Genomic DNA, 22,940 nt, shown 5'->3' on the forward strand with positions numbered 1-22,940 from the left:
AGAAAGATGCGGGTAATGGATAGCTTTTTTAAGGGGGGTTAGGGGGGATCAAAAGGCTGTGGTGCAACTCTAGAAGACTTGTGTGTACACCGTAGCCGCAAGCGGAGAGGGGAGACAAAGCGTAGCTTTGGCGGGGTGGGGTTCTTGTACCTCACTCAACTGAGAACCGCTATATTATGTTCTTAACAAGAATAGTTTTTCAAGTATCTCTGTGCTAATTGTGCTACTTTTATAATGATTATTTTTAAGCTAACAAATGCTGAATTTATCGGTTCAATAATTATTTTACTAGGGTGAATACATGATGAACGAAAAAATCAAATGGTTCCGCACAGCATTACAACCTAAAGGTTCAGTAATAAAAGCAATTTTCAAACATGTTTTATGGTGTGGAGCTTTCGGATTTTTAATTTCTCTGCTTCACCATTTTGAAAAACCTGTATCCCAGCCTATTTTAGTAAATGTGATTCCTAGTATTGTTTTAGGTTTGTTACTTGTCTTTCGTACAAATACTGCTTATGAGCGATTTTGGGAAGGGAGAAAATGCTGGGGTTCTATAGTAAATAACGTCCGAAATTTAGCGAGGCAAATTTGGGTATCAGTTGGTGAAATTTCACCAGAAGATAAAGATAAAAAAATTACGGCATTAAACTTATTGGTAGCGTTTGCTGTAACAACTAAATTACATTTGCGAGGAGAAGGTGTCAATAGCGAGTTAGAAGACTTAATGCCATCTACTAAGTACATAAAACTGAAGATTATGAATAATCCTCCTATAGAGGTTGCCTTTTGGATAGGAGATTATTTACAGCAACAGTACGATCGCAATTGTCTTAATAGCTACCAGCTAACATCAATGCAAGAATTATTGAATAGTCTTGTGGATAATTTAGGTGCTTGCGAACGTATTTTAAAAACGCCTATGCCGCTTGCTTATGCTATTCATTTAAAGCAATTACTGATACTATATTGCTTTTTGCTACCATTTCAAATAGTAGACAGTCTCGGTTGGTGGACAGGTTTAGTTTCTGCTTTGGTTGGGTTCACTTTGTTTGGCATTGAAGCCATTGGCTTAGAGATAGAAAACCCCTTCGGCTATGATGCTAATGATTTACCACTAGATGCAATTTGTGAAACAATGAAGCGTAATATTGACGATTTAATTACTTTGACTCCTAATGCGCGATCGCATCAACAAGATAGTATAAATAATTGAAAAAATTTGAAGATATTGATTACAGCGCTTCCGGCTATTATGCAATATAGTTTTCTCCTTGCCCCTCTCCTATCATTGCTTTCAGCTTTTAGGATGTACCTCATAGCTGCCGAAACTGCTGTAATAAAAAAATACACAGTAGTTTGCAACAAGTAAGTGAGGTAAAAAATCTAAAATTCACGCACCAGATATAAGATAAAATATCTTTTCACAACCGCCGAATCGCAATTTCTAAACCTTCACATACACGAGTAAGAAAATCTAAATCCAAACTAGCGATCGCATCACTAGGTTTGTGATAATGTGGATTTCGCAAGAATGCCGTATCTGTCACCATCATTGCCGGATAACCCAAATCCCAGAATGGTGCATGATCGCTAAGTCTAGTTTGGGGAACTATTAAACCTCGATTCGGCACGGGTAGCCATTGACTAGATACGCCAGCTTTACGAATATTACGGCTCATCCCAATTAAGTCAGGCAATGTCCGCAAGTTGCCAATTAAAGCAATAAAATCACCCGTATCTGGGTAGAAACGTTCCAGAGGAGGGGGGTAACTTTGGGAACCAGGTGTCGAATCCTTATAACCCAACATCTCTAAGGAGATCATTAAGCGTAGCTGTTGCTTTTGTTGATGCAACAGGGCTGCATAGTCAGCACTACCCAGTAAGCCGTATTCTTCCATATCGAAAGCAACCAGTCTTAAGGGATATCTGACAGCTTGGGCAGCAAACTTTCTCGCCAATTCCAGCAAGACTGCCACACCTGTAGCATTATCATCAGCCGCAACTGTTCCCGGAACGCCATCATAATGAGCGCCAATTAAAATCGGCAGTAAATCCTTTTTTTGCCCTTTAGCTTGGGATGGTAAATTTAATATCAGGTTACTACAAGTTTTACCTCTGACTTCAAAGGTGTGGATTTCCACACTCCCCCATTGGGAAAATTCCTGGCGGATGTATTCTTGGACAAAAAAATGCCCAGCCGTTGCCATGTAAGGATCGCGTTCTCGCGCGATCGCACTCAGGGAACTCTGTAATCGCTCTGTTAAATTCAAATCTTTTAAGTAGTAGCAATAATATTAGAATTTTCTTAGAATTTTCAGGCACTCAAAAAGCAGAGCAAGCATTCTTAAGGTTAACTTACCAATTTGCAGATAACTTAAACATAAGTAGGCGGATATCAAGAATTGAGGCTGCTTGGGCACACCAACCATCTCAATGCTATCCTAGTCTTGCAACTATCTCCTCTAGCTGCACTTCTTAGCTTACTGCCTTAATGATGAGTATTATACATTGAGGTGTTTTTATCTTGTAGCACAAAGCTAGGGGTAGTTCCGCCCAATCATAATAAATATATAAGACACTTTAGGAGAAGAGTAACGCATGGGCAAGGTAGTCGGCATCGACTTGGGTACAACCAACTCAGTAGTCGCCGTTATGGAGGGTGGCAAGCCGGTGGTGATTGCCAATGCAGAAGGAATGCGAACAACCCCCTCCGTAGTTGGCTTCAGCAAAGAAGGTGAAAGGGTAGTTGGGCAAATGGCACGGCGACAAACCGTCCTCAATCCTCAAAATACCTTTTTTGCAGTTAAACGTTTCATTGGGCGGAAGTATGGTGAACTTAATGCAGATTCTAAGCGTGTGCCCTACACCATCCGCAAAGACGAAGTAGGTAATATTAAAATTGCCTGTCCTCGTATGAATAAAGATTTCGCCCCAGAAGAAATTTCGGCAATGGTGCTGAAGAAATTGGCAGACGATGCTAGTCGCTATTTGGGTGAACCAGTTACAGGGGCAGTGATTACAGTACCTGCCTATTTTAACGATTCTCAGCGGCAGGCAACCCGTGATGCTGGCAGAATTGCTGGTTTAGAAGTGCTGCGGATTCTCAATGAACCGACTGCGGCATCTTTGGCTTATGGATTAGATCGGGGTGACACGGAAACTATCTTAGTCTTTGATTTGGGTGGTGGTACTTTTGACGTGTCGATTTTAGAAGTAGGTGATGGGATATTTGAAGTCAAGGCTACCAGTGGAGATACGCAACTTGGTGGGAATGACTTTGACAAAATAATCGTAGATTGGTTAGCAGAGCAATTTCTGGAAACAGAAGAGGTAGACTTAAGACGCGATCGCCAAGCTTTGCAACGTCTGATGGAAGCGGCGGAAAAAGCCAAAATTGAGCTTTCTGCTGTCAGTGTCACCGACATTAATTTACCCTTCATCACTGCCACGGAAGATGGCCCGAAACATCTCGAAACTCGTTTAACTCGTTCTCAATTTGAAGGCTTGTGTGGTGATTTGGTAGGAAGATTGCGGACACCAGTAAAACGCGCCCTCAAAGATGCCGGACTTTCACCTAGAGACATTGAAGAAGTTGTGTTAGTTGGCGGTTCTACACGAATGCCAATGGTGAAGCAGCTAGTGCGGGACTTGATTGGTACAGAACCAAACGAGAACGTCAACCCCGATGAAGTCGTGGGCGTGGGTGCAGCAATTCAAGCAGGAATTCTCGCCGGCGAACTCAAAGATGTGCTGCTTTTGGATGTTACACCCCTTTCTATGGGATTGGAAACCATCGGTGGTGTGATGAAAAAACTCATTCCCCGCAACACGACAATTCCAGTACGCCGTTCTGATATTTTTTCCACGTCTGAAAATAACCAAAACACTGTGGAAATTCACGTAGTTCAGGGCGAACGGGAAATGGCAGCAAACAACAAGTCTTTAGGACGTTTCAAGCTCTATGGCATCCCACCAGCGCCACGAGGAATTCCTCAAGTTCAGGTGTCATTTGATATCGATGCTAATGGGATTTTACAAGTAACAGCCCTAGATAGAACCACTGGACGAGAGCAGAGTATCACCATTCAAGGCGCTTCCACCTTGAACGAGTCGGAAGTGAATCGGATGATTCAAGACGCTCAAAAATACGCTGATGTCGATCGCGAACGTAAAGAAAGAATTGAAAAGCGGACTCGTTCTGAGGCATTGATTTTCCAAGCAGAACGACAATTGAGAGAAGTCGCGCTGGAATTTGGTATGCAGTTTGCCCGCAGCCGCCGCCAAAGAATTGATAATATTTGCCGACAACTAAAAGAAAGTCTTCAAGAAAATAGCGATCGCGGTATCGATCAAGCCTACGCTGACTTGCAAGATGCTCTCTATGAGCTAAATCGGGAAGTCCGCCAGACTTATGCTGAAGATGAAGATGACGACTTGTTTGGGACTATCCGTGACATTTTTACTGGCGGTGATAAAGAACGCGATCGCGAATCTCCCAGAGATACATATCGAGAACGCGACTCATACAGTAAAGACTATGGCAAAGATTACGGTAGAGACTATGACAGAGATTCTAGCCGCGATAATCGTTCTTCCTCTTATGAAAGCCGTCCTCCACGCAAATCCCGCCCCAGCTACCAAGATAACTGGGATGATGAAGAAGACAATGATTGGTTATAAGAAAAGTTAGGAGTTAGAAGTTAGGAGTTAAAAATAAATCTTTCAACTCATCACTCCTAACTCATAACTCCTAACTCTTAATGGATCTAAAATCTAAAATTTAAATAACTGAACTATGCAAAATTTGCCGAACTTTCGCGATTACTACGAAATTTTAGGAGTATCTAAAGATGCCTCTGGTGAGGAAATTAAAAAGGTTTATCGGCGGTTAGCAAGGCAATATCACCCCGATCTGAATCCGGGTAACAAAGAATCTGAGGAAAAATTTAAGGATATTGGCGAGGCTTATGAAGTTCTTTCCGATCCAGCCAAGCGATCGCAGTACGACCAGTTTAGCCGCTACTGGAAGCAAAAAGGCTTTGCAGGCAACAAACAAACGCCAAAGGCTAAAACTTGGCAGAGTAGTGCTAGCGATCGCAACGGCAATCAAGATGTAGATCCCAGCCAATTCTCCGACTTTGAAAGTTTTATTAATCAAGTTATTGGTGTCAAAAATAAGAGTGCGGCAAATAACTCCAGTAATGGCAATACTAGCGATCCGTATCGTTCCCCCAGAACAAAAGTTGCCTATACAGTTAATCCCCCACCTCGGACTACCCGTCGGGATATAGAAGCCAGATTAACGCTACCACTAGAAAAAGCTTATCAAGGTGGTAATGAACGGATTCGTTTGGAAGATGGGCGATCGCTAGAAGTTAACATGCCACCAGGGATGGTAACAGGTCAAACTATCCGTTTGCGCAACCAAGGCGTTGGTGGTGGCGATCTATACTTAAAAATTACCGTTGAACCTCATCCATTATTTAAATTAGAAGGTTTAAATATCGTTTGCCAAGTACCTGTTACTCCCAGTGAGGCAGTTTTAGGAGGACAGGTAGAAGCACCTACTCTTGATGGCCCTGTGAAAATGACTACCCCTCCCGGCGTTAGGTCTGGTCAAAAATTTCGACTAGGTAATAAAGGTTATCCTAACGATGACGGTAAACGTGGCGATCAATTAGTAGAAATTCAAATAGTTACACCGAAAAATATTAGTCAAGAAGAACGGGAACTTTATGAAAAGTTACGGCAAATAGAAACTTTTAAACCCCGCGCTGATTTAATACGTTAGGAATGAGGGTGTGTATCTATATTTAATACCTTTATTTTCTCTGCATTCATTACTTTGGAAATTTAAACTTCACTGAGCTACTCTGACTTTTAGATAAGCTAAACCACATCTAGTTTGCATATCTAAAATTTATATAACTCTTGTGGGGTGGGCATCTTGCCCGCCGTAATTATGCAATTTAAATGTGGAACAGCTTACTAATATGTCGCCATCTCCCCGCACTTCTGTAAAATCAACATAAGCGGGATCTCTTGCAGGTAAGGGGCGGAAATGGGTCAAAAGCATTGATATATCCGCTTTAAAAAGGCAAAATCCTGGGTCATAAATCTAAATTTCTCAGGTTAGCGCCATATTATCGCAAACTTACACAGATAGGTAGAAAATTAAATTCTCAGGTATGTTATTGCTCAGAGTAGGGCACAGAGAATAGCAACTTAATTCTCTTGCCCCATGCTTAATTACTGATATCCCTTCCAAGGAGTGACTTCCAGCTTGCCGTTAGGCTTGAATATAACTTGGAAGTGGGCTAAAGGTTCTTTGTCATTGGGAGCAGCTACATTAGAACCATAGATGGCGTTAAACATCTTAGGAAGAGGTGTTTCTCGGAAATAATCAAAGGCGACTTGATTAAGTGGTTCATAGTCAGCAATTACACCATCTTTGTTGACTGCTACCCGATATTTCAAATCTCGCGTAAAGGTGGGAGTGCCACTCCAGGTTTGACGAACTGTATTATAAAGCTTTTTATTTAAACCTTTAGTGATATTAGAGTCAGTAATTTTTGCACCGACTACCTCTGGTGTCTTAGCATATCCTCGCCAAGGGCTAACTTGCAACACACCATTTGTAGTAAACACTATTCGGAATTGGGCTATCGGTTCATTAGAAATGGGAGCGCGATTAGCAGGATTGTAAAGTAGGTTAGGTAGAGGAGTTTGCCCGACTCCTTGATTGGCCTCTTTATTCACCGCTTTATAACCAACGATCGCCCCATCCGCAGCTACACCCAAACGATAGATCAAATCTTGTTGCAATCCTGAGCGTTTAGTCCAAGCTGGATGAACTTGGTTATACACTTGACGATTCAATGCACGCAGCTGGGATGGATCGGTAATTTCTGGAACTGTATTTAAAAGTGCTTCTAAATCTTTGACTACTGGCTTTTCATTAGCTGTTGGTATTGCTGTAGGTGTTGCAGCAGCCTCGATGGGTGTTGCCGCTGCTGATGCTGGAGGATTAAGGCTCTTTGTTGTAGAGCTAGTTTGCTCATCTGGCTTCGGCTGCGGTGGACGAATTTGAGGAGGTGGAATCAAGTTAAAGGCGATCGCTGCTACTGCTAAACTCGATATTCCTACAGCCGCAGGAACAGCTTGCCTAATTACAGCCTGACTAGCACCACCATAGCGTCTAGTAACTGGTTGTAGTTCTAGGGATAATTCCGGTAAAGTCTGAGTATCAGCAAAAAACTGATCCACTGCTTCTACTAAATCAAACAACTGTACCGTATTCAAATCTATTTCAATAGGCGGACGTTTAGAATTATTAGAGTGAGACTCAAACCCCTCTGGAGCATTCTCTGAATGTATGATTAACCTGTGGCGGTTGCCATCAATTTTTTGAAACTCTACTAGCTCCGATTCCTGGTTGTGTGCTTGCGGATTGGGTACAGTACTCAGAAATTCTTGGGCGTAACCACTAACAGCCCTCACCAAACTTTCAAAAAATTCTCGCCCTCCGGTTAGGGGTTGATTGTAACCAGATAAATAGCATTCTGCATTTACCAATATTGATAATTCTGGGCGCATTTCCTGGAACTGTGCAGCCCTAGTGACATCACTTAACCCTTCTAAAAGAAGAGTACAATTAGGTAGACTGTACTTACGTTGAATATTCATTCCACTTCACCGTCAAAAAGACTAATCCAGAACCGCTGCATTCCAGCAGTACCAGTACAAAATAGTAATTGTCCTAACAAATTTATTGCTAGCGCATCTAATTTTTCATCAGAAGTTAATGCTAGTACACCAGAACGTCGAGCATTCATCCGGCTTTTAAAATGCGCTCTAAACCGCTCTAGATAATTAGATAGCCGCAAATTCTGTTCTAATGGAATCTGTTTTTCTTCCATTTGTTGGCATATCATTAATAACTGGCGGATGACAACAGTTAAACGCCGTGCTATGTAGCAAGCAATGACCACCAAAGCTTTTGCTTCCATAATAGTTAAGGGACGGCGCATGTGCGCTCTTCGTAGCGGGTTAGAGCTACGCATCCGCCATAAATTTACTCTGTCTTTAACAATTCCTTTCAGATCCAACTCTTGAGCAAAAGCCAGGATTGCTTCCGAACCACCAAGTTCTAAAGCTTCAATTGCCAGTAAAATCAGGTCAATTTGCAGCCTGGTTCTCCGAGGACAGGTTTTGGAAGCGATCGCAGGATCTGGTAAAGTGTCCAGAATCATCGGCAGTGAGTCTTGGGTTGGACTGTTGAACGGCGTTAAACTTGCTGAAACATTCATTCTATAAATACCTTGTGCGGTTCCAACAGACTAGATAAAACAAATTTAAGATCGGTAGCCAAGACTTGAGCCTTAGACTTGTGGCAGTAGCATGACTACCTGATATATACATTACTTAACTCTTTCTACTCAAAGTTTTCCCTATATTGAAATCAAAATTTTAAAACATAACTAAATTCACCTCATTTATTAGTGAAATACCTTTTATAGCTTGGTTTAGATTCTAATTATCGTCAATGAAAAGCGAAGCTTTAGCCTCGACCTCCAATTGACCCCCAGCGTATGACATTATAGTGTACGATTTTTCAGGTATCTGAAATTGGGCACTTGTACTGAGCGACTCGTGCCGAGCATCTCGACTCCGCTCGATGGAACCAGAGCCAAGATAAGTCGAAGTATTGAGCATTAGGCATTGGGCATTGCTTATTAATTTTTCTATCTCATGCCCCATTCCCGATTCCCTACTCCTTTATTCCCCATTTTATGGATTTAAAGTCTCTCGTTCGCGACATTCCAGATTTCCCGAAACCCGGAATTTTATTTCGGGATATTACTACGTTACTGCGCGATCCAGAGGGACTGCGCTATACTATTGACTTTTTAACACAAAAATGCAATGAAGCTGAAATAACAGCTGATTATGTCATTGGTATGGAGTCGAGGGGATTCATTTTTGGTGCACCTCTGGCTTATAAATTAGGAGCTGGTTTTATTCCCATCCGCAAAAAAGGAAAGTTACCAGCAGCCGTTCACTCAATTGAATATGAACTAGAGTATGGTACAGATTGCCTAGAAGTGCATCAAGACGCTTTACACCAAGGTAGCCGAGTTTTGATTGTCGACGACTTGATTGCCACAGGTGGAACAGCGAGTGCCACAGCTAAATTAGTGCAGAAAATTGGCTGCGAACTAGTAGGATTTGGGTTTATTATCGAGCTACGGGATTTACAAGGGCGTACATATTTGCCGGATGTGCCGATTATCTCTTTAATTGAATATTAGTCATTGGTTATTGGTCATTAGTCATTGGTCAAAAAACAACTGGCAAAGGACAAATGACAAAGGACAAATGACAAAGAACAAATGACAAAGGACAAAATATAAATGACATCTACGAAAATTTCCTTGGAGACAGGTCGGGATTGGCTAATCGGGCTAGTCACGAGCGAAACTTTTGTTTATGTGGCAAAGCGGCTATTGCAGGCACTGCTAACTTTGTTATTAGCCTCAGCGTTGTCGTTTTTCATCATTCAACTCGCTCCCGGTGATTATGTAGATACGCTGCGGCAAAATCCGAAAATATCTCCAGAAAGAATTGAGGAAATCAAACGGCAGTTTGGTTTGGATAAGTCTTGGCCAGAGCAATTTGGGCTGTGGCTATGGCGAATCTTAACCAAAGGGGATTTTGGCACGAGTTTTATTTATCAACGTTCAGTAGCATCGCTGTTGTGGGAACGAGTACCAGCGACTTTGCTATTAGCGATCGCATCTTTAATTGTCACATGGGCGATCGCCATCCCTCTAGGGATATTTGCCGCTGTCAAACAAAATAAGCCAGCAGACCGGATTTTACAAGTGATTAGTTACGCAGGACAAGGCTTTCCCAGTTTCATCACTGCCTTAGCGCTGCTGGTTTTAGCCCAAATCACCTCGCCGCTGTTCCCAGTGGGTAGCATGACTAGCATCAATCACTCAGAACTATCGTGGTTTGGCAGAATCTTAGATATCGGCTGGCACATGGTTTTACCCACAATCGCCCTCTCAATTACTAGTTTTGCCGGTTTGCAACGCATCACTCGTGGCGAATTATTGGATGTTCTGCGTCAAGACTACATCCAAACGGCTCGTGCCAAAGGGTTGCCAGAAAACCGCGTCATCTACGTTCATGCACTCCGCAACGCTATAAATCCCTTAATTACCTTATTAGGTTTTGAATTAGCTGGTTTATTAAATGGTGCCTTCATCGCCGAATTTTTCTTCAACTGGCCTGGTTTAGGGAGATTGGCTTTACAAGCTTTACAAGCTCAAGATTTATATTTATTAATGGCAAGCTTAATAATGGGCGCAGTACTGCTGATTATTGGCAATTTAATCGCCGATTTGATGCTCAAAGCAGCCGATCCACGCATTCGCCTAGAAAATCTCAATTAGCAGCAATTCTAAATTCAAAAAATCAAAACTGATGGGGCGTTTTCCAGAGTACTACCAACTATCAGACAACAATTAGGCAAATAGCGAAGATATGGATGTCGTTGAAGTAAAGTCTTCCCGATTCCTCATACCGTCTTGAATTTGGCTACTCTCAGTGTCAAGCTATTTCTGCACACTGCAAAATTATGAATGACTGTTTAACTAGTTATTTTACCAAGATTCAGACTTAGTTTTTGCACTAGTATCTTTGAGAGTTTTTCTAAGCGGGCGGCGGGAATCGAACCCGCATTAATAGCTTGGAAGGCTATAGTTTTACCACTAAACTACGCCCGCAAATTTCCAACCCTATAAATTTAACACGGTTTCTGTAAAAATTCAAGCATTCAGTTGGAATTTGCGGGTTGCATTTTGATCCTGACATACAAATTGCTCAAGTCTGGTTTTGTGCCATCGTTATTGTGGGCAGCAAGAAAGTTTTCTGTTTTGAAAACTTCGCTTAGGGCTTGCTCGTATGTACTTTTTTCACTTTGCAGTTTTGCTGGTTCTATTTCTAGAACTACAGCCTGTTGAAAGTTGCCATTCTGGTCAATTATCAAGCTAGCCAAGAGTTGTGCTGGCTCAAGTTCCGAATTCTGGACAAGAAAGCTTGGGTCTAATTGTTTTGTGTTGCTTCCCCTGTATAAAGCGATAACATCGGGTAAAGCATCTTGTCGGAATCCTTTTGATTGTATCAAGCTAATCACTTCATCTCTGGATAAGGGAGCTACTATTGCTACCGATGCTCCTCGAGTCGAAGTTGCTGGAGTTTCTCTAGTCGAAGTTGCTGGAGTTTCTCTAGTCGAAGTTGCTGGAGTTTCTCTAGTCGAAGTTGCTGGAGTTTCCCTAGTGGAAGTTGCTGGAGTTTCTCCAGTCGAAGTTGTTGGAGTTTCTCTATTTTCAGGTTCTGAAACTGGTCGATTTGATGGAATACCTGTTGGTAGTTGCGTTCCCTTTCCCAGTTTAATTTCTTGACGACGCTTCCAAGGTAAATTATCGACCGGAACTGTAGGTGTCGGTGTGGCTTTAGCTATAGGCTTCGGTGTGACTTTAGGTATCGGTGTTGGTGTGGCTTTAGCTATAGGCTTCGGTGTGACTTTAGGTGTAGGTGTTGTTGTGGCTTTAGCTATAGGCTTCGGTGTGGCTTTAGGTGTAGGTGTTGTTGTGGCTTTAGCTATAGGCTTCGGTGTTGGCGTGGGGACTTTCTGCTGTCTAGAAAGTTCGCTATTAGGTTGAGAGGCGTAAATTCGGCTCTTTTTCTGGAGATTCTCAGGAGAATTTATTGCACCAAAATCTTGATTTATTGGCGTAGTTCGTGCTGTTTGTGATGAACGTGCTGGTACAGACTTTTGAGTCGAGGATAGTGGCTTTGATGAAACTATTTTAGCTGTTGATTTTGATTTGATTATTGATTTTGTTTTAGGAGCAATTTCTATCAATTCGATGGGAACAGCAGATTGATTTTGCTGGGGAAACCACAGACTAAATGCATTAGATGAGCGCATCAGCCAGAACACCAGCAAGTGCAGAGAGACTGAACTGACAACGACAAAAATCCACAAACCTGGTGGATCGGTGTGTCGTCTCCAGACCTTGGCTGGAATTGGAGTTTTGTCTGCAACCGATGGTGTCATATTATATAAACTGGATATGATTATGCACTTTTACTCATTGGTAATGCTTTAAAATACCAGTCTAAATTTTAGCGATTAACCATTACCTCTGGTGAAACAGCAAAAGTCAAAACTGTTTCATCTACTCCTTTAAGTTCTAGTGGACTACCTTTAGTAATTTCTCCTTCCTGCAAATAATCTGCTACGGCAGCAGAAACCAGGATTGTACCGGGAACAGCAGCAGCTTGCAACCTTGCGGCAATATTTACACTTGGGCCAATAGCAGTATAATCGGCGCGTTCAGCGCTACCAAACATCCCCACAACAGCAGTACCTTGGTGAATACCGCACCGGAACTGTACGCTAGTAAGTTTGTCGCTATCGAATACACCTTGCTCTCGCCAGCGCTGGTTCAAGTCAGCCAGTGAGCGGTGCATTGCTCTTGCTGTATTAATGGCACGACGCACTTGTTCGTTAGGGGTTAGTTCTTCCGGCGCTCCATATAAAGCTAAAATAGCATCTCCCATAAATTTATCTACAGTGCCGCCATTGCTAAAAACAACTTTAGTCATGGCTTCTAAATATTCATTTAGCAACTCTGCGACTCGTCGGGATCTGAGAGTATTTGCTAGCTGTGTAAAACCCACAATGTCACTAAATAAAACTGTAATTAAGCGTGGTTCTGGGCGCAAATCTAACGTTAAATCACCGGTTGCCGCTTTTTGTACCAATACAGCAGGCAAAAACCGCTTTAGCACCGATTCTGTTAGATAAGTATTTAACTCCACAATTCGCCGTTCATTCTCTTTCAACGCTAAAAGATTGCGAACTTCCGCCAAAAGCTCCCGATCGTTGAATGGTTTGGCTAAATAAGCGTCCGCGCCATGTTCTGTACCTTCGATGCGGGTTTCTTCATCTACTTTCGCTGTCAGCAGAATGATTGGTGTTCCTTTCAACGTCTCCTCATTGCGGATCATCTGAATCATCTCAAGTCCGCTCACTAAGGGCATCATTAAGTCAGTCACAATCAAGCTGGGTAGAATTTCCTTAGCTCTACTGTGCCCTTCATGACCGTTACGAGCTGTCTGTACATGATAGCCGTTGCGGCGGAAAATTTCAGATACATAGGTTCGCAAATCGGGGTTGTCATCTACAACTAAAATTGAGTGCTGAGTCTTATGTGCTGAGTCTTGAGTATCAACACTGGGGGAGAGGTTTATTGTAATATTTTCAATATTGTCTGTTGTTGACTCTACTAGTTCTAAATCAGCTAACTCTACGCTAGCGCGGTTTGTATTCAGTTCGGTAGGCGTTTCTAGTACTTGCTGTGCAGGTAAATGAGCATTTCCAGTCACCAGCCATAAACTAAAAGTAGTACCTTCACCATAAACTGATTCCACGGTAACTTGACCACCATGTAATTCTACTAATTCTTTAACTAAAGCTAAACCCAAACCACTGCCTTCATAGGAGCGGTTTGCTGAACCTTCAGCTTGGCGAAAGCGCTCAAATAGGTGGGGAATTTGTTCTTTAACAATACCAATTCCAGTATCTTGCACTTGTAATATGCAGCGATCGCGCTCAGATTTTAGTCTGACACTGATAGTGCCACCTTCGGGAGTAAACTTCATGGCATTTGACAAGAGGTTATAAACCACCTTGTCAAATTTTTCCATGTCCAAGTACACCGTCGAACACTCATCTAACTGGGTAACGAGATGCAGTCTCTTTTTCTCGCAGTAGGGACGAAAAGATTCAACTATTTGGCTGACAAATTCGACTAAATCACAAGGATGAAAGCTAGGCTGCATTCTCCCCGCATTCAGGCGTTGTAAATCCAGGAGTTGATTTACCAATCGCAGCAAACGGCGCGAGTTACGCAGAGCGATCGCACTTTGAGAGTAAGATAATCCTTCCCCAGCCGCTACTGCCGACTCTAAAGGCCCTTGAATCAAGGTGATAGGTGTGCGAAACTCATGGGAAATATTTTGAAAAAATTCAGTTTTTTGTTTGTCTAATTCCAGTAAGCGTTCAGCTTGTTGGCGAGTTTTTTGATACAAGTGTGACTGCTGCACAGCGATCGCTGCTTGAGCTGCTACTGCTTTCGCCAAATCGATATCAGATGGCAACCATTGGCGTACTTTTTTACCTTCATGCAAGGTAATACTACCAATACATTTACCATCCGCCAATAATGGTACAAACATTAGCGATCGCGCTGGCATTTTTAAAGGCAAATCAAAACCCCGCACATCTGAGGGAGAATGGCTCACATTACCAATTACCACAGGTTCATGTGTCTGTAGCATTTGTTGGAGGATGGGATTTTCCTGAATCGATGCTTGAGAATAGGGTAATCTCTGATTTGGTAGGTGATGATTGCTACTTGAATTATTGTCTGGAACTGGCACTCTTAAATTTTCTAGATGTTGAAAACTGTCATACAAGGCCACACACTCAACAAACTCATCTTCCTCAGTCCACAAAGACAAGACGCAGCCATCAACTTGTAAAGCTTGTCCCAATTGTTGGGTAATTGCCGCAAAAATATCTTGAGGATCTAAGCTAGAGCGAATTGCGCTAGTAATCGTATTAATCAAGCTCTCGCGCTTGGCAAGAGCACGTACTTGTTCGTAAGCATAAGCTTGAGACAAGGCTAAGGCTGCCTGATCCGCTACCATCAAAACTAACTGCACCTCATCATCGCCCCAGAAGCGAGGAACAGAACACTGGTGTAGTGCTAGCACAGCCATCAGTTCTTGTTGGCAGATCAATGGCACAACTAAACTAGAACAAATGTTAGCAGCAGCAAAAGCTTGCCCACGCTCACGCAGTTCGGGAGTGTTACCGTGAATGCGCTCATCATCGATCGCATCGTGAATTACCTGAACTTCGCGGGTTTCCCACACTGTCTGAGCCAAAAGAGGCAGAGGAGTTGCAGAGGATATAACGGGCAGAGAGGAAAGACTTACTGCTACTTCCGCTCCGATCTCCTGCACTTCTGCTTCTTCAGACAGAGGCTTCTGATAGATAAACCCTTTATCCGCCAACTGCTCATCTTGGAAGGGACGTAGCAGACAAACATCCACTTCCAACATATGACCCACTGTGTCTACAATTGCTTGCAAAATTTGTCTGTAGTCTAAAGCACTGCGAATCGTATTGGTAACGGTATTCAGCAGCGATTCTTGACGGAGTGTGCGGGTAAGTTCGCGGGTTCTAGCTTTGAGGACATTGTGGGTATCCAAAGCTTGGCGTACCACCGCTTTTAGTTCCTCCGCTTCCCACGGTTTAGTGACATATTTAAATACCTTACCAGCGTTAATTGCTTCCACCAAGTCTTCGACATCGGTGTAGCCAGTTAAAATAATCCGGATAATATCTGGATATTGAGTTGCTGTTAGGCTCAAAAATTCTGTACCGCTCATCATCGGCATCCGCTGATCGGAGATGATCACCGCGATCTCTCCCTCTTGAGCCAGCAGATCGAGGGCCGCAGGGCCAGAGGTTGCCCTTAGCACCTTATAATCACGATAGAAAGTGCGGTAAAGCAAGTCAAGGTTGTCTGGTTCATCATCGACAACCAAAATTTTAGGCTTACTGTTTGCTTGGGATTTCATGCACCGCTTTCCTGCTGCAACGGCAGTCGGATAAAGAATAATCTGATCAGGTAAGGATTTTTCTGAGTCAGGTAAGAGCAGAGCATTTCGACCAATAGGGCTGTTTGGCTACATGACTGCTGAGTGTAGGAGCGTTTGCTCACAGAAATTCGTCTCAATTGCTTGTGCCGATTACCGTTTGCGTTGGTGCAGTGTAATTGCTTTCATTGTCAGTTTTAGTGTTACAGAGTCGACGCTTACTTGCCAAATCTTTTTTCACCTCCTGTGAGCAATGTCTGATAATACATACAGCGCTCATAGCCAGCTGAAAAATCCAGATAAAGCTGCATATTAAGTTTTCCCTCCACAGCTGTTGTAATAACACTTGCAGGTAAATTTTATTTATGGTAGTCATGGTAGAGTCAGTGAAATTAAAACAATAAGATTTAAAGCCAAAGTATACTATTAGACAAATACCTCTTTCTAATTTAGCAATCAGAACTATCATTAAGACAAGTGGTAGTGCTTGAGGAGTTAGAGATTAGGGATTAGGGAACCTTAAAGATGCTTGTCCCAGTAGCTGTACAGCCTATTTGAATAACTTAGTAGCAAAGTAGTATCAGTGTAGCGGTAACTGCAAAAAACAAGTTCAGTAGTGTAACCAAAGGTAGTCTTAAACCAGAGTTTGCCAATAGTGTACTTACTTAACAATTTTGGAGATGCTGCTTACAGACAAGTTATGCTATTCCTCTGCCTACTCGCTCAAAGCTCTATCACTTGACAGATGTTTTTGTGGGAATCAGTTTGAGATTCTGCCTACCTAAAACAAGGGATGCAATGAATATACTGAATTTAAGGTTATAGATTTATGAAGTTGTAACTCCTAATGCTCTTTTAAAAATGCAGGTTATAAAACTCCAAACTAAAGTGTAAAAATTTGTTTAATCTACAAGAAAAAGCGAATTAGCAATATTGGTTCAGTTAAATCTCCTGGGCAACTCTATAAAGTTCTGATTTAGTTTAAATCTTGTTTTAGGATATTTGAGAAAATTTTTGTTGAATAAAATCAATACTAAACTAGCCTTGAAATATCGGTTTTTTCACCCATACCACCAACAGCCAATCGATCCAGCTTCCTGCCAATTCCAAATTCGTACAGCTACACCTGCTGATTTGATTGGTGTTGCCCAAATTATTACTGAAAGTTTTCACTCTCACAAGGGTATATGGGGATGGGCTTTCCCGTTGCTACGTCTGGGTATTTACGAAGACTTAAGGCATCGTATGGCATCACCTGCGCCCCGTCATCTTTGCTTAGTTGCCCTTGAAACTACTACTGGTGAGGCTAATAACTTAGTAGGAAGTGTGGAAATGGGTGTACGCTACAGTAGTGATTCATGGAGCCAGGTTGGTGTAGGTTTTCCTTATTTATCTAATTTAGCGGTTCACCCAAAATACCGTAGACATGGTGTGGCTTCAGGATTGCTTACTAGCTGTGAAAAAGTCTCTCGCGAGTGGGGATTTCAAGACTTATATCTCCATGTTTTAGAAAACAACTATCAAGCACGACAGCTTTATTTCAAGCTGGGATATCGAGTGCATAAGGTCGAATCTAATTGGAATACATTTCTTCTAAGACGCTCAAGCCAGATGTTATTGCACAAGCACCTGAATGCTGATTCTATTATCTGAGTTTTGTGTTGGCAATTGTCAAGTTTTGTATTCTGTTGCAATTAATTCGATAAAATCTGTAACTCATAGCGGCAATCAAACACAAACTAAGCTAAACTACGTCTACCTTGAGAGCCATAGTTATTTTGACTTATAGAAAGCTCAAAACTCAAACTAGGACTAGATAATATACTCTTCTTAAGAACTCCAGGTTTTCAACTGGACGGGGTTTAATTAGAAATCTAGCCAACATTAGCTAAATATCTATATAAATCCGCTTTGATTTCGATGACTGACTTGGTTTAGCAGGCAAGAGCTAACGATAAAGAAGGCTCTTTGAGTTATATTGAGTTTTTCACGCAATCAAATAGGAGTCCTATAAATTAAAACTAAAACATATTTGTTAATTTACTCGCTTCGTAAATAGCTTTTGATAAATTTTTTCTCAAAAGAATATTTGATTTAAACTTTTTACGAAAAATCCCCTCGTCCCTATAAACAAATTATCTTTTTGGTAAATATTTTTAATATTAAAAAATGTTAAATTTAGCTTTTGGGATTTATGGCTAACAAATTTTTGAAAGCATTCAATATAGATGAAAATAGACTATAATCGGAAGATACGCGAAGTCGCGTTGAAAGAAATCATTACTTCCTCATAAAAACTTTGTAATTAATATATTCATCTTTATAAAAACTTTAAGAAAACACTCGTGTAGTTTACAGACAAATCTAGTTATATCTCATAAAATATAATCACTCAATTACTGAAACAACGCCTATATATTGCTATTTTTAGTTGGATTGACCAGAAAGGTCTTGATAATAAAAGAATTCAAAAACTTGATTTGATATAACAGCTAGTTCCGTTTTGAAGTGCATACTACAACAACATTCATTAAAAGTTTAAAAAACATGGATAGCGAACAGCATCGACGCTATCAGACCTCTATGGTATCAACTTATTACCCTGAAACTACTTTCCTTGACTCTGTTGTCATGTCAGACGGAACTGAGCAATCACAAAGCTCGGATATCCTTACACGTTTGCACAGTGGAGAAGTTTTCATCGTCAATAGTCGTAGGCGAAATGGATTAATACTCTTTAAACGCTACCATGCAGAGTTTGCTGGGCCTGGGGCTGCTGTGGGTGGGGATTACGATTGTGATTGCCAAAGGGCACTGCCCATAGGTAATCTTTCTTTATTAACTCCTGAATCTAATGAAGAACGCCAGAAAGCCTACTTGATTAGGCGACAGTGGATTCGATTGATCAAACAAATTACAGAAAATCCATTGCCTGGGCAGCGAGTCCAGAAGATTCTCGATCAATTTGAACAATACTTTCCACCAGAAATAGTGGCTCTTTTACCGGATGTTGCCTTTGCTCTTTTAGTAGGTGTGCTACCACAAACAGTGGGAGTAGTACGCCGCTTGGGCAGTGAGGTAAATAGCAGATTTAATTACTGAGTAAATTGCTAAGATGACAAATTTGCCAAAGCTGCTTTTACTCGATTAACGGTGCGGGCGTTTTCTTCTATAGTTCCAACAGTAATTCGTAATCCTCCACTAATGTGCCGTACAAGAGTGCCGAATGTTCTAAGTTTCTGGTGGAAAGTTTTTAAAGCAGCTTCTTGTGAATTAAAGCCATTTGGTTTAAGACGCAGGTAAATAAAGTTGGCAGCACTTGGAGTAATTTGTAGTTCTGGTTGCTGGGATAAAATTTCGATGAGTTTGGCTCGTTCGCTCAGGGTTTGGGGAATTGATTCCAGCAAAAGTGTACGATTTTGTAAACCAACTAATGCAGCTGCTAGGGAGAAACTGGGAAGATTGTAGGGTAAGCGAACTTTTTCTAAAATGGCGATCGCTTCGGGATGAGCGATGCAATAACCAATACGGAGAGATGCCAATCGGAAAGCTTTAGAAAAAGTGCGTAATATCACCCAATTAGGATGCTTTACTGATTCACCTACTAGGGTAGTTTGGCTGAATTCAAAGTAAGCTTCATCAATTACTACCAAAATATCCTGTGGCAAACTTCTTAACCACGCTAACTCTGCCTCAGTTAAGCTGTTAGCAGTCGGCGAATTGGGATGAACTACGAAAACTACACGAATGGGGGGATTTTGAGTTTGTTCGATCGCAGACTGTGCGGCGCTTATGTCAATTTCAAAATTTGTTTCATTTCTCCCCACCGCAACCACAGGAATGCCCAAAGTTTGCGCCAAAATCCCATACATCGAGAAAGTGGGATTGGCAACGAGAATTGACCCTTCTCCTCCTAGACAGGTGGCGATTAATAAAGAGCGGATTAGTTCATCTGAACCATTACCAACAGAAATATTGGCAGCAGTAAATAAGGGTGATGAGAGGGCGGCTGACTGATTAACGTACTCAGCGATCGCATCCTTAAGTGTTTCATGTCCGCCATCAGGATAACGATTTGTTTCAATTACTTGCTGATAAGTCCATGCCAGCTTCTCTTTTAGCTCAGGTGGTAAATCGTAGGGGCTTTCATTTGTATCTAGCCGATCGAACTGTGTGAGAACAGAATCGGCTGTATCGCTGCTAGGATGAGGTTTATAGGCGGTGAATTTGGCTAAATCTGACCGGATGAAGGGAAGCATAGTTTTAGTCATTAGTCATTGGTCATTAGTCATTGGTCATTAGTAACTAACAAAGCACAAATGACTAAGGACATTATTTATGTGTGAGTCTAATATTTTACAACTTCAGGGTAATTGGCAAAAGAGGCGAATTGCCTGCCAAATTTCTTCCATAACATTACCCAAAGCGTGGTCACTGTCGAGTTCGACTAATTCCACCCAAGGACGCACTCGCGCAAAGTCCCGACTAGCTCCTATCGGAATGACTTCATCCTTTTTTCCGTGCAAAATTAGCGTGGAGATAGGGCGTTGCAAAAGCTTTTCTTGGTATTGAGCAGCATCTGTAACGAAATCGTAACTTAAAGGAATTAATCGCTGCTCCCCATAGTGGTAGACCATGATATATTTTTCTTGCTGCCAACGCTGTACTTCTTCATCTCCTAGCTTGGGCAACCAATGGGATAAAAACCCGAAAGCTGGTGCTAGCAAAACTAAGCGTTGTACTTGCAAATTTTGTTGTCCCAAGTGGGCAGCGGTCAAACCACCCAAACTTGAGCCAATCAGTGTTACTGGTGTAGAATCATTGTTGAATTCTGCGGTAACTTGAGCGAGCTGACGAGCGATCGTTAATTGGGAAAAATCACCAGCATTGAGATCGGGAATTTTCAGCCTTGTCTGAATTTGGGTAAAACGATCGCTTATATCCCGCGCTTTGGCAGAATTAGGGCTAGAAGCAAAGCCGTGAAGATATATGTAGTCCAAAGTTGTCAATAGTTAGGAGTTAAAAATTATTGAGTGTTGATAAATAAAGATTTATCATTTGTTGTAACTCATTTATAATTCATAACTCACAACTCATCACTCCTAAGTTTTATTAGCGCATTGTGACAAATTCCTCTGCGGCTGAGGGATGGACACCCACAGTGGCATCAAAGTCTTTTTTAGTTGCGCCCATCTTGACTGCGATCGCTACACCTTGGATAATCTCAGCAGCACTTTCACCTACCATGTGAGCGCCTAGAACTTTGTCGGTGTTGCCATCAACCACTAACTTCATCATTGTCTTCTCTTGCTTACCAGTCAAACTGTGGTACATGGGGCGAAAGCGAGTGCGAAAAATTTTGACGGCATCACCGAGTTTTTCCCGTGCTTCGGCTTCTGTCCAGCCGACTGTTGCGGCTTCTGGGCTAGAAAATATGGCTGTAGGCACAGTTTCGTGACTGAATTCGCGGCGATTATTCCCAAATTCAGTATCGGCAAAAGCGCGACCTTCGCCAATGGCCACGGGAGTTAAATTGATGCGGTCGGTGACATCGCCAACAGCAAAAATATTCGGTTGACTAGTTTGACTATATTCATTGACTGCGATCGCATTTGTAGTAGTGTATCCAGGCCCTTCTACAGAACTGGCGACAACATCAACCCCAGCGTTTTCTAAACCTAATCCATCTATATTGGGAGTTCGACCGGTCGCTACTAAAAACACGTCGGCAATTACTGGTTCTTGATCGTCTCCTGATAAAGTCAATTTCAACCCTTCTGGCACACGTTCAATTGCTTTCACCACATTATTTTGAATCAGCCGAATTCCGTGGTTTGTCATGCCCTCTTCAATTTCTGTACGGATATCCTCATCAAACCCCTTCAAAATTTTTTCACCTCTGGTAATTTGTGTCACCTGAGAACCCAAACCACGCATAATACAAGCAAATTCCGTGCCGATATAACCAGCGCCAATAATGACGATGTGTTTTGGTTGTTCTTTGAGATGAAAAATTTCGTTGGAGGTAATGCCATGTTCCATCCCTGGTAAATCTGGCTTGACAGGACGCCCACCAACAGCAATTAAAATTTTGTCTGCTGTAACTTTACGTCCATCAACTTCTATAGTGTGGGGGTCTACCAATGTGGCGCGACCAGAAAATAGTTCTACTCCGGCTTTTTCTAAGAAGTTGATGTGTAGCTGCGACAGCCGTCGAACTTCCTTATCTATAGATGTAATGAAATATTCCCAGTCAAACTCAGCATTACATACTTTCCAGCCATAGCCTGAAGCGTCACTGAACAGTTCGGGAAAGTGAGAGCCATAGACCATGAGTTTTTTGGGAACGCAACCGCGAATCACACAAGTGCCACCAACTAAATCATATTCAGCGATCGCCACTTTTGCGCCGTAGCTAGCCGCTCGTTTAGAAGCCGCCAAACCTCCAGAACCCGCACCAATTACAAACAGGTCGTAATCAAAAGTCATAAGTTTATGTTCTCTTTAGCAACAAGTGAGTTCCTGGGAACTTACACACAAAAAGTGATTGAACTATATAAGGATATCCGGTGAACGCTGTGTAAGTTCTGTCCTTGATTTAATCTAGCGTTAGCTGATGCTATCTGGTCGTAGGGAATATCACTTTTTGCTTTGGTGGCAGTAAAGGCAATAGTTAACAGTTGTATAGTTCTGCCTCTAATCGAGCATAAGTCTGTGCTACGGCACTGGAGGCAGCTAAATTCCACAGTAACTACGCAAAATTATGACAAAACGTACTGCCTTCGGCGTTTTAATAGCATTTTTTACCCCCATTAGCAATTTTTATGTACTTGGAGAGTCAGTTGGGGTTACAGGTGTTGGATCTGTTGGAGTTACAGGTGTTGGAGTTACGGGTGTTGGAGTTACGGGTGTTACGGGTGTTACGGATGTTACGGGTGTTACGGGTGTTACGGGCGTTACGGGTGTTGGAGTTACTGGTGTTACGGGCGTTACGGGTGTTGAGGTTACGGGTGTTGAGGTTACGGGTGTTGGAGTTACGGGTGTTACGGGCGTTACAGGTGTTGGAGTTACAGGTGTTGGAGTTACAGGTGTTGGAGTTACGGGTGTTGGATCTGTTGAGGTTACGGGTGTTGAGGTTACGGGTGTTACGGGCGTTACAGGTGTTGGAGTTACAGGTGTTGGATCTGTTG

At 42.1% G+C, this 22,940-nt stretch carries 17 protein-coding genes and 1 tRNA gene; 8 read left to right on the plus strand and 10 right to left on the minus strand.

What is annotated here, in order from left to right:
• The first annotated feature begins 301 nt into the window (after positions 1-301).
• Complete coding sequence (locus ACM0OX_RS30505; RefSeq protein WP_414518753.1) at positions 302-1,216, plus strand: bestrophin family protein; 915 nt, start codon at positions 302-304, stop codon at positions 1,214-1,216.
• Between the two features lie 208 nt (positions 1,217-1,424).
• Here the strand turns inward: ACM0OX_RS30505 and ACM0OX_RS30510 are convergent, their stop codons facing one another.
• Positions 1,425-2,273, minus strand: a complete 849-nt coding sequence (locus tag ACM0OX_RS30510) for a M28 family peptidase (RefSeq protein ID WP_414518754.1) — start codon at positions 2,271-2,273, stop codon at positions 1,425-1,427.
• Between the two features lie 328 nt (positions 2,274-2,601).
• Between ACM0OX_RS30510 and dnaK the strand changes: the two genes are divergently transcribed.
• Together dnaK and ACM0OX_RS30520 are read left to right on the plus strand one after the other, a co-directional pair.
• Complete coding sequence (dnaK, locus tag ACM0OX_RS30515; protein ID WP_414518755.1) at positions 2,602-4,683, plus strand: molecular chaperone DnaK; 2,082 nt, start codon at positions 2,602-2,604, stop codon at positions 4,681-4,683.
• A gap of 115 nt (positions 4,684-4,798) precedes the next feature.
• Positions 4,799-5,794 (plus strand): DnaJ C-terminal domain-containing protein, encoded by a 996-nt coding sequence (locus tag ACM0OX_RS30520; RefSeq protein WP_414518756.1) that lies wholly within the window; start codon positions 4,799-4,801, stop codon positions 5,792-5,794.
• Positions 5,795-5,923: 129 nt separating this feature from the next.
• Here ACM0OX_RS30520 and ACM0OX_RS30525 read toward each other — a convergent pair whose 3' ends face one another.
• The 3 genes from ACM0OX_RS30525 to ACM0OX_RS30535 form a co-directional block, all read right to left on the minus strand.
• The gene (locus tag ACM0OX_RS30525; RefSeq protein ID WP_414518757.1) at positions 5,924-6,079 is read right to left on the minus strand and encodes a hypothetical protein; all 156 of its coding nucleotides are present in this window, start codon (positions 6,077-6,079) and stop codon (positions 5,924-5,926) included.
• A gap of 173 nt (positions 6,080-6,252) precedes the next feature.
• Positions 6,253-7,689 (minus strand): DUF4335 domain-containing protein, encoded by a 1,437-nt coding sequence (locus ACM0OX_RS30530; protein WP_414518758.1) that lies wholly within the window; start codon positions 7,687-7,689, stop codon positions 6,253-6,255.
• A complete protein-coding gene (locus ACM0OX_RS30535; protein WP_094350233.1) occupies positions 7,686-8,312 on the minus strand; it encodes a DUF3038 domain-containing protein in 627 nt (208 codons plus the stop codon). The genes ACM0OX_RS30530 and ACM0OX_RS30535 overlap by 4 nt, the downstream gene beginning before the upstream one ends.
• A gap of 483 nt (positions 8,313-8,795) precedes the next feature.
• Between ACM0OX_RS30535 and ACM0OX_RS30540 the strand changes: the two genes are divergently transcribed.
• Positions 8,796-9,314 (plus strand): adenine phosphoribosyltransferase, encoded by a 519-nt coding sequence (locus ACM0OX_RS30540; RefSeq protein WP_414518759.1) that lies wholly within the window; start codon positions 8,796-8,798, stop codon positions 9,312-9,314.
• Between the two features lie 102 nt (positions 9,315-9,416).
• Positions 9,417-10,463: an ABC transporter permease gene (locus ACM0OX_RS30545; protein WP_414518760.1), complete on the plus strand. Its 1,047-nt coding sequence runs from the start codon at positions 9,417-9,419 to the stop codon at positions 10,461-10,463.
• Positions 10,464-10,725: 262 nt separating this feature from the next.
• On the opposite strand, the gene ACM0OX_RS30550 is transcribed toward ACM0OX_RS30545, so the two are convergent.
• From ACM0OX_RS30550 to ACM0OX_RS30560, 3 genes are all read right to left on the minus strand, one after another.
• Positions 10,726-10,796: transfer RNA gene (locus tag ACM0OX_RS30550), tRNA-Gly, on the minus strand.
• 50 nt (positions 10,797-10,846) lie between these two features.
• Complete coding sequence (locus tag ACM0OX_RS30555; protein ID WP_414518761.1) at positions 10,847-12,133, minus strand: hypothetical protein; 1,287 nt, start codon at positions 12,131-12,133, stop codon at positions 10,847-10,849.
• A 68-nt stretch (positions 12,134-12,201) separates the two neighbouring features.
• Positions 12,202-15,732, minus strand: a complete 3,531-nt coding sequence (locus ACM0OX_RS30560; protein ID WP_414518762.1) for a response regulator — start codon at positions 15,730-15,732, stop codon at positions 12,202-12,204.
• A 1,032-nt stretch (positions 15,733-16,764) separates the two neighbouring features.
• Here ACM0OX_RS30560 and ACM0OX_RS30565 point away from each other — a divergent pair.
• Together ACM0OX_RS30565 and ACM0OX_RS30570 are read left to right on the plus strand one after the other, a co-directional pair.
• On the plus strand, positions 16,765-17,403 hold the full coding sequence (locus tag ACM0OX_RS30565) for an N-acetyltransferase family protein (protein WP_414518763.1): 639 nt from the start codon (positions 16,765-16,767) through the stop codon (positions 17,401-17,403).
• Between the two features lie 894 nt (positions 17,404-18,297).
• Entirely contained in the window at positions 18,298-18,852 is a 555-nt protein-coding gene (locus ACM0OX_RS30570; RefSeq protein ID WP_289798997.1) for a hypothetical protein, read from the plus strand.
• 8 nt (positions 18,853-18,860) lie between these two features.
• Here ACM0OX_RS30570 and ACM0OX_RS30575 read toward each other — a convergent pair whose 3' ends face one another.
• From ACM0OX_RS30575 to gor, 3 genes are all read right to left on the minus strand, one after another.
• The gene (locus ACM0OX_RS30575) at positions 18,861-20,009 is read right to left on the minus strand and encodes a histidinol-phosphate transaminase (RefSeq protein WP_414518767.1); all 1,149 of its coding nucleotides are present in this window, start codon (positions 20,007-20,009) and stop codon (positions 18,861-18,863) included.
• A 105-nt stretch (positions 20,010-20,114) separates the two neighbouring features.
• Positions 20,115-20,750: a YqiA/YcfP family alpha/beta fold hydrolase gene (locus tag ACM0OX_RS30580; protein WP_414518764.1), complete on the minus strand. Its 636-nt coding sequence runs from the start codon at positions 20,748-20,750 to the stop codon at positions 20,115-20,117.
• A 112-nt stretch (positions 20,751-20,862) separates the two neighbouring features.
• Positions 20,863-22,239 carry a glutathione-disulfide reductase gene (gene gor / locus ACM0OX_RS30585; RefSeq protein WP_414518765.1) on the minus strand — a complete coding sequence of 459 codons (1,377 nt, stop codon included), beginning with the start codon at positions 22,237-22,239 and terminating at the stop codon, positions 20,863-20,865.
• Positions 22,240-22,574: 335 nt separating this feature from the next.
• Here gor and ACM0OX_RS30590 point away from each other — a divergent pair.
• A partial coding sequence (locus tag ACM0OX_RS30590) for a hypothetical protein (protein WP_414518766.1) occupies positions 22,575-22,940 on the plus strand: 366 nt, incomplete at its 3' end.

This window comes from Nostoc sp. PCC 9305, from assembly GCF_963920915.1.
Taxonomy (GTDB): Bacteria; Cyanobacteriota; Cyanobacteriia; order Cyanobacteriales; family Nostocaceae; genus Nostoc.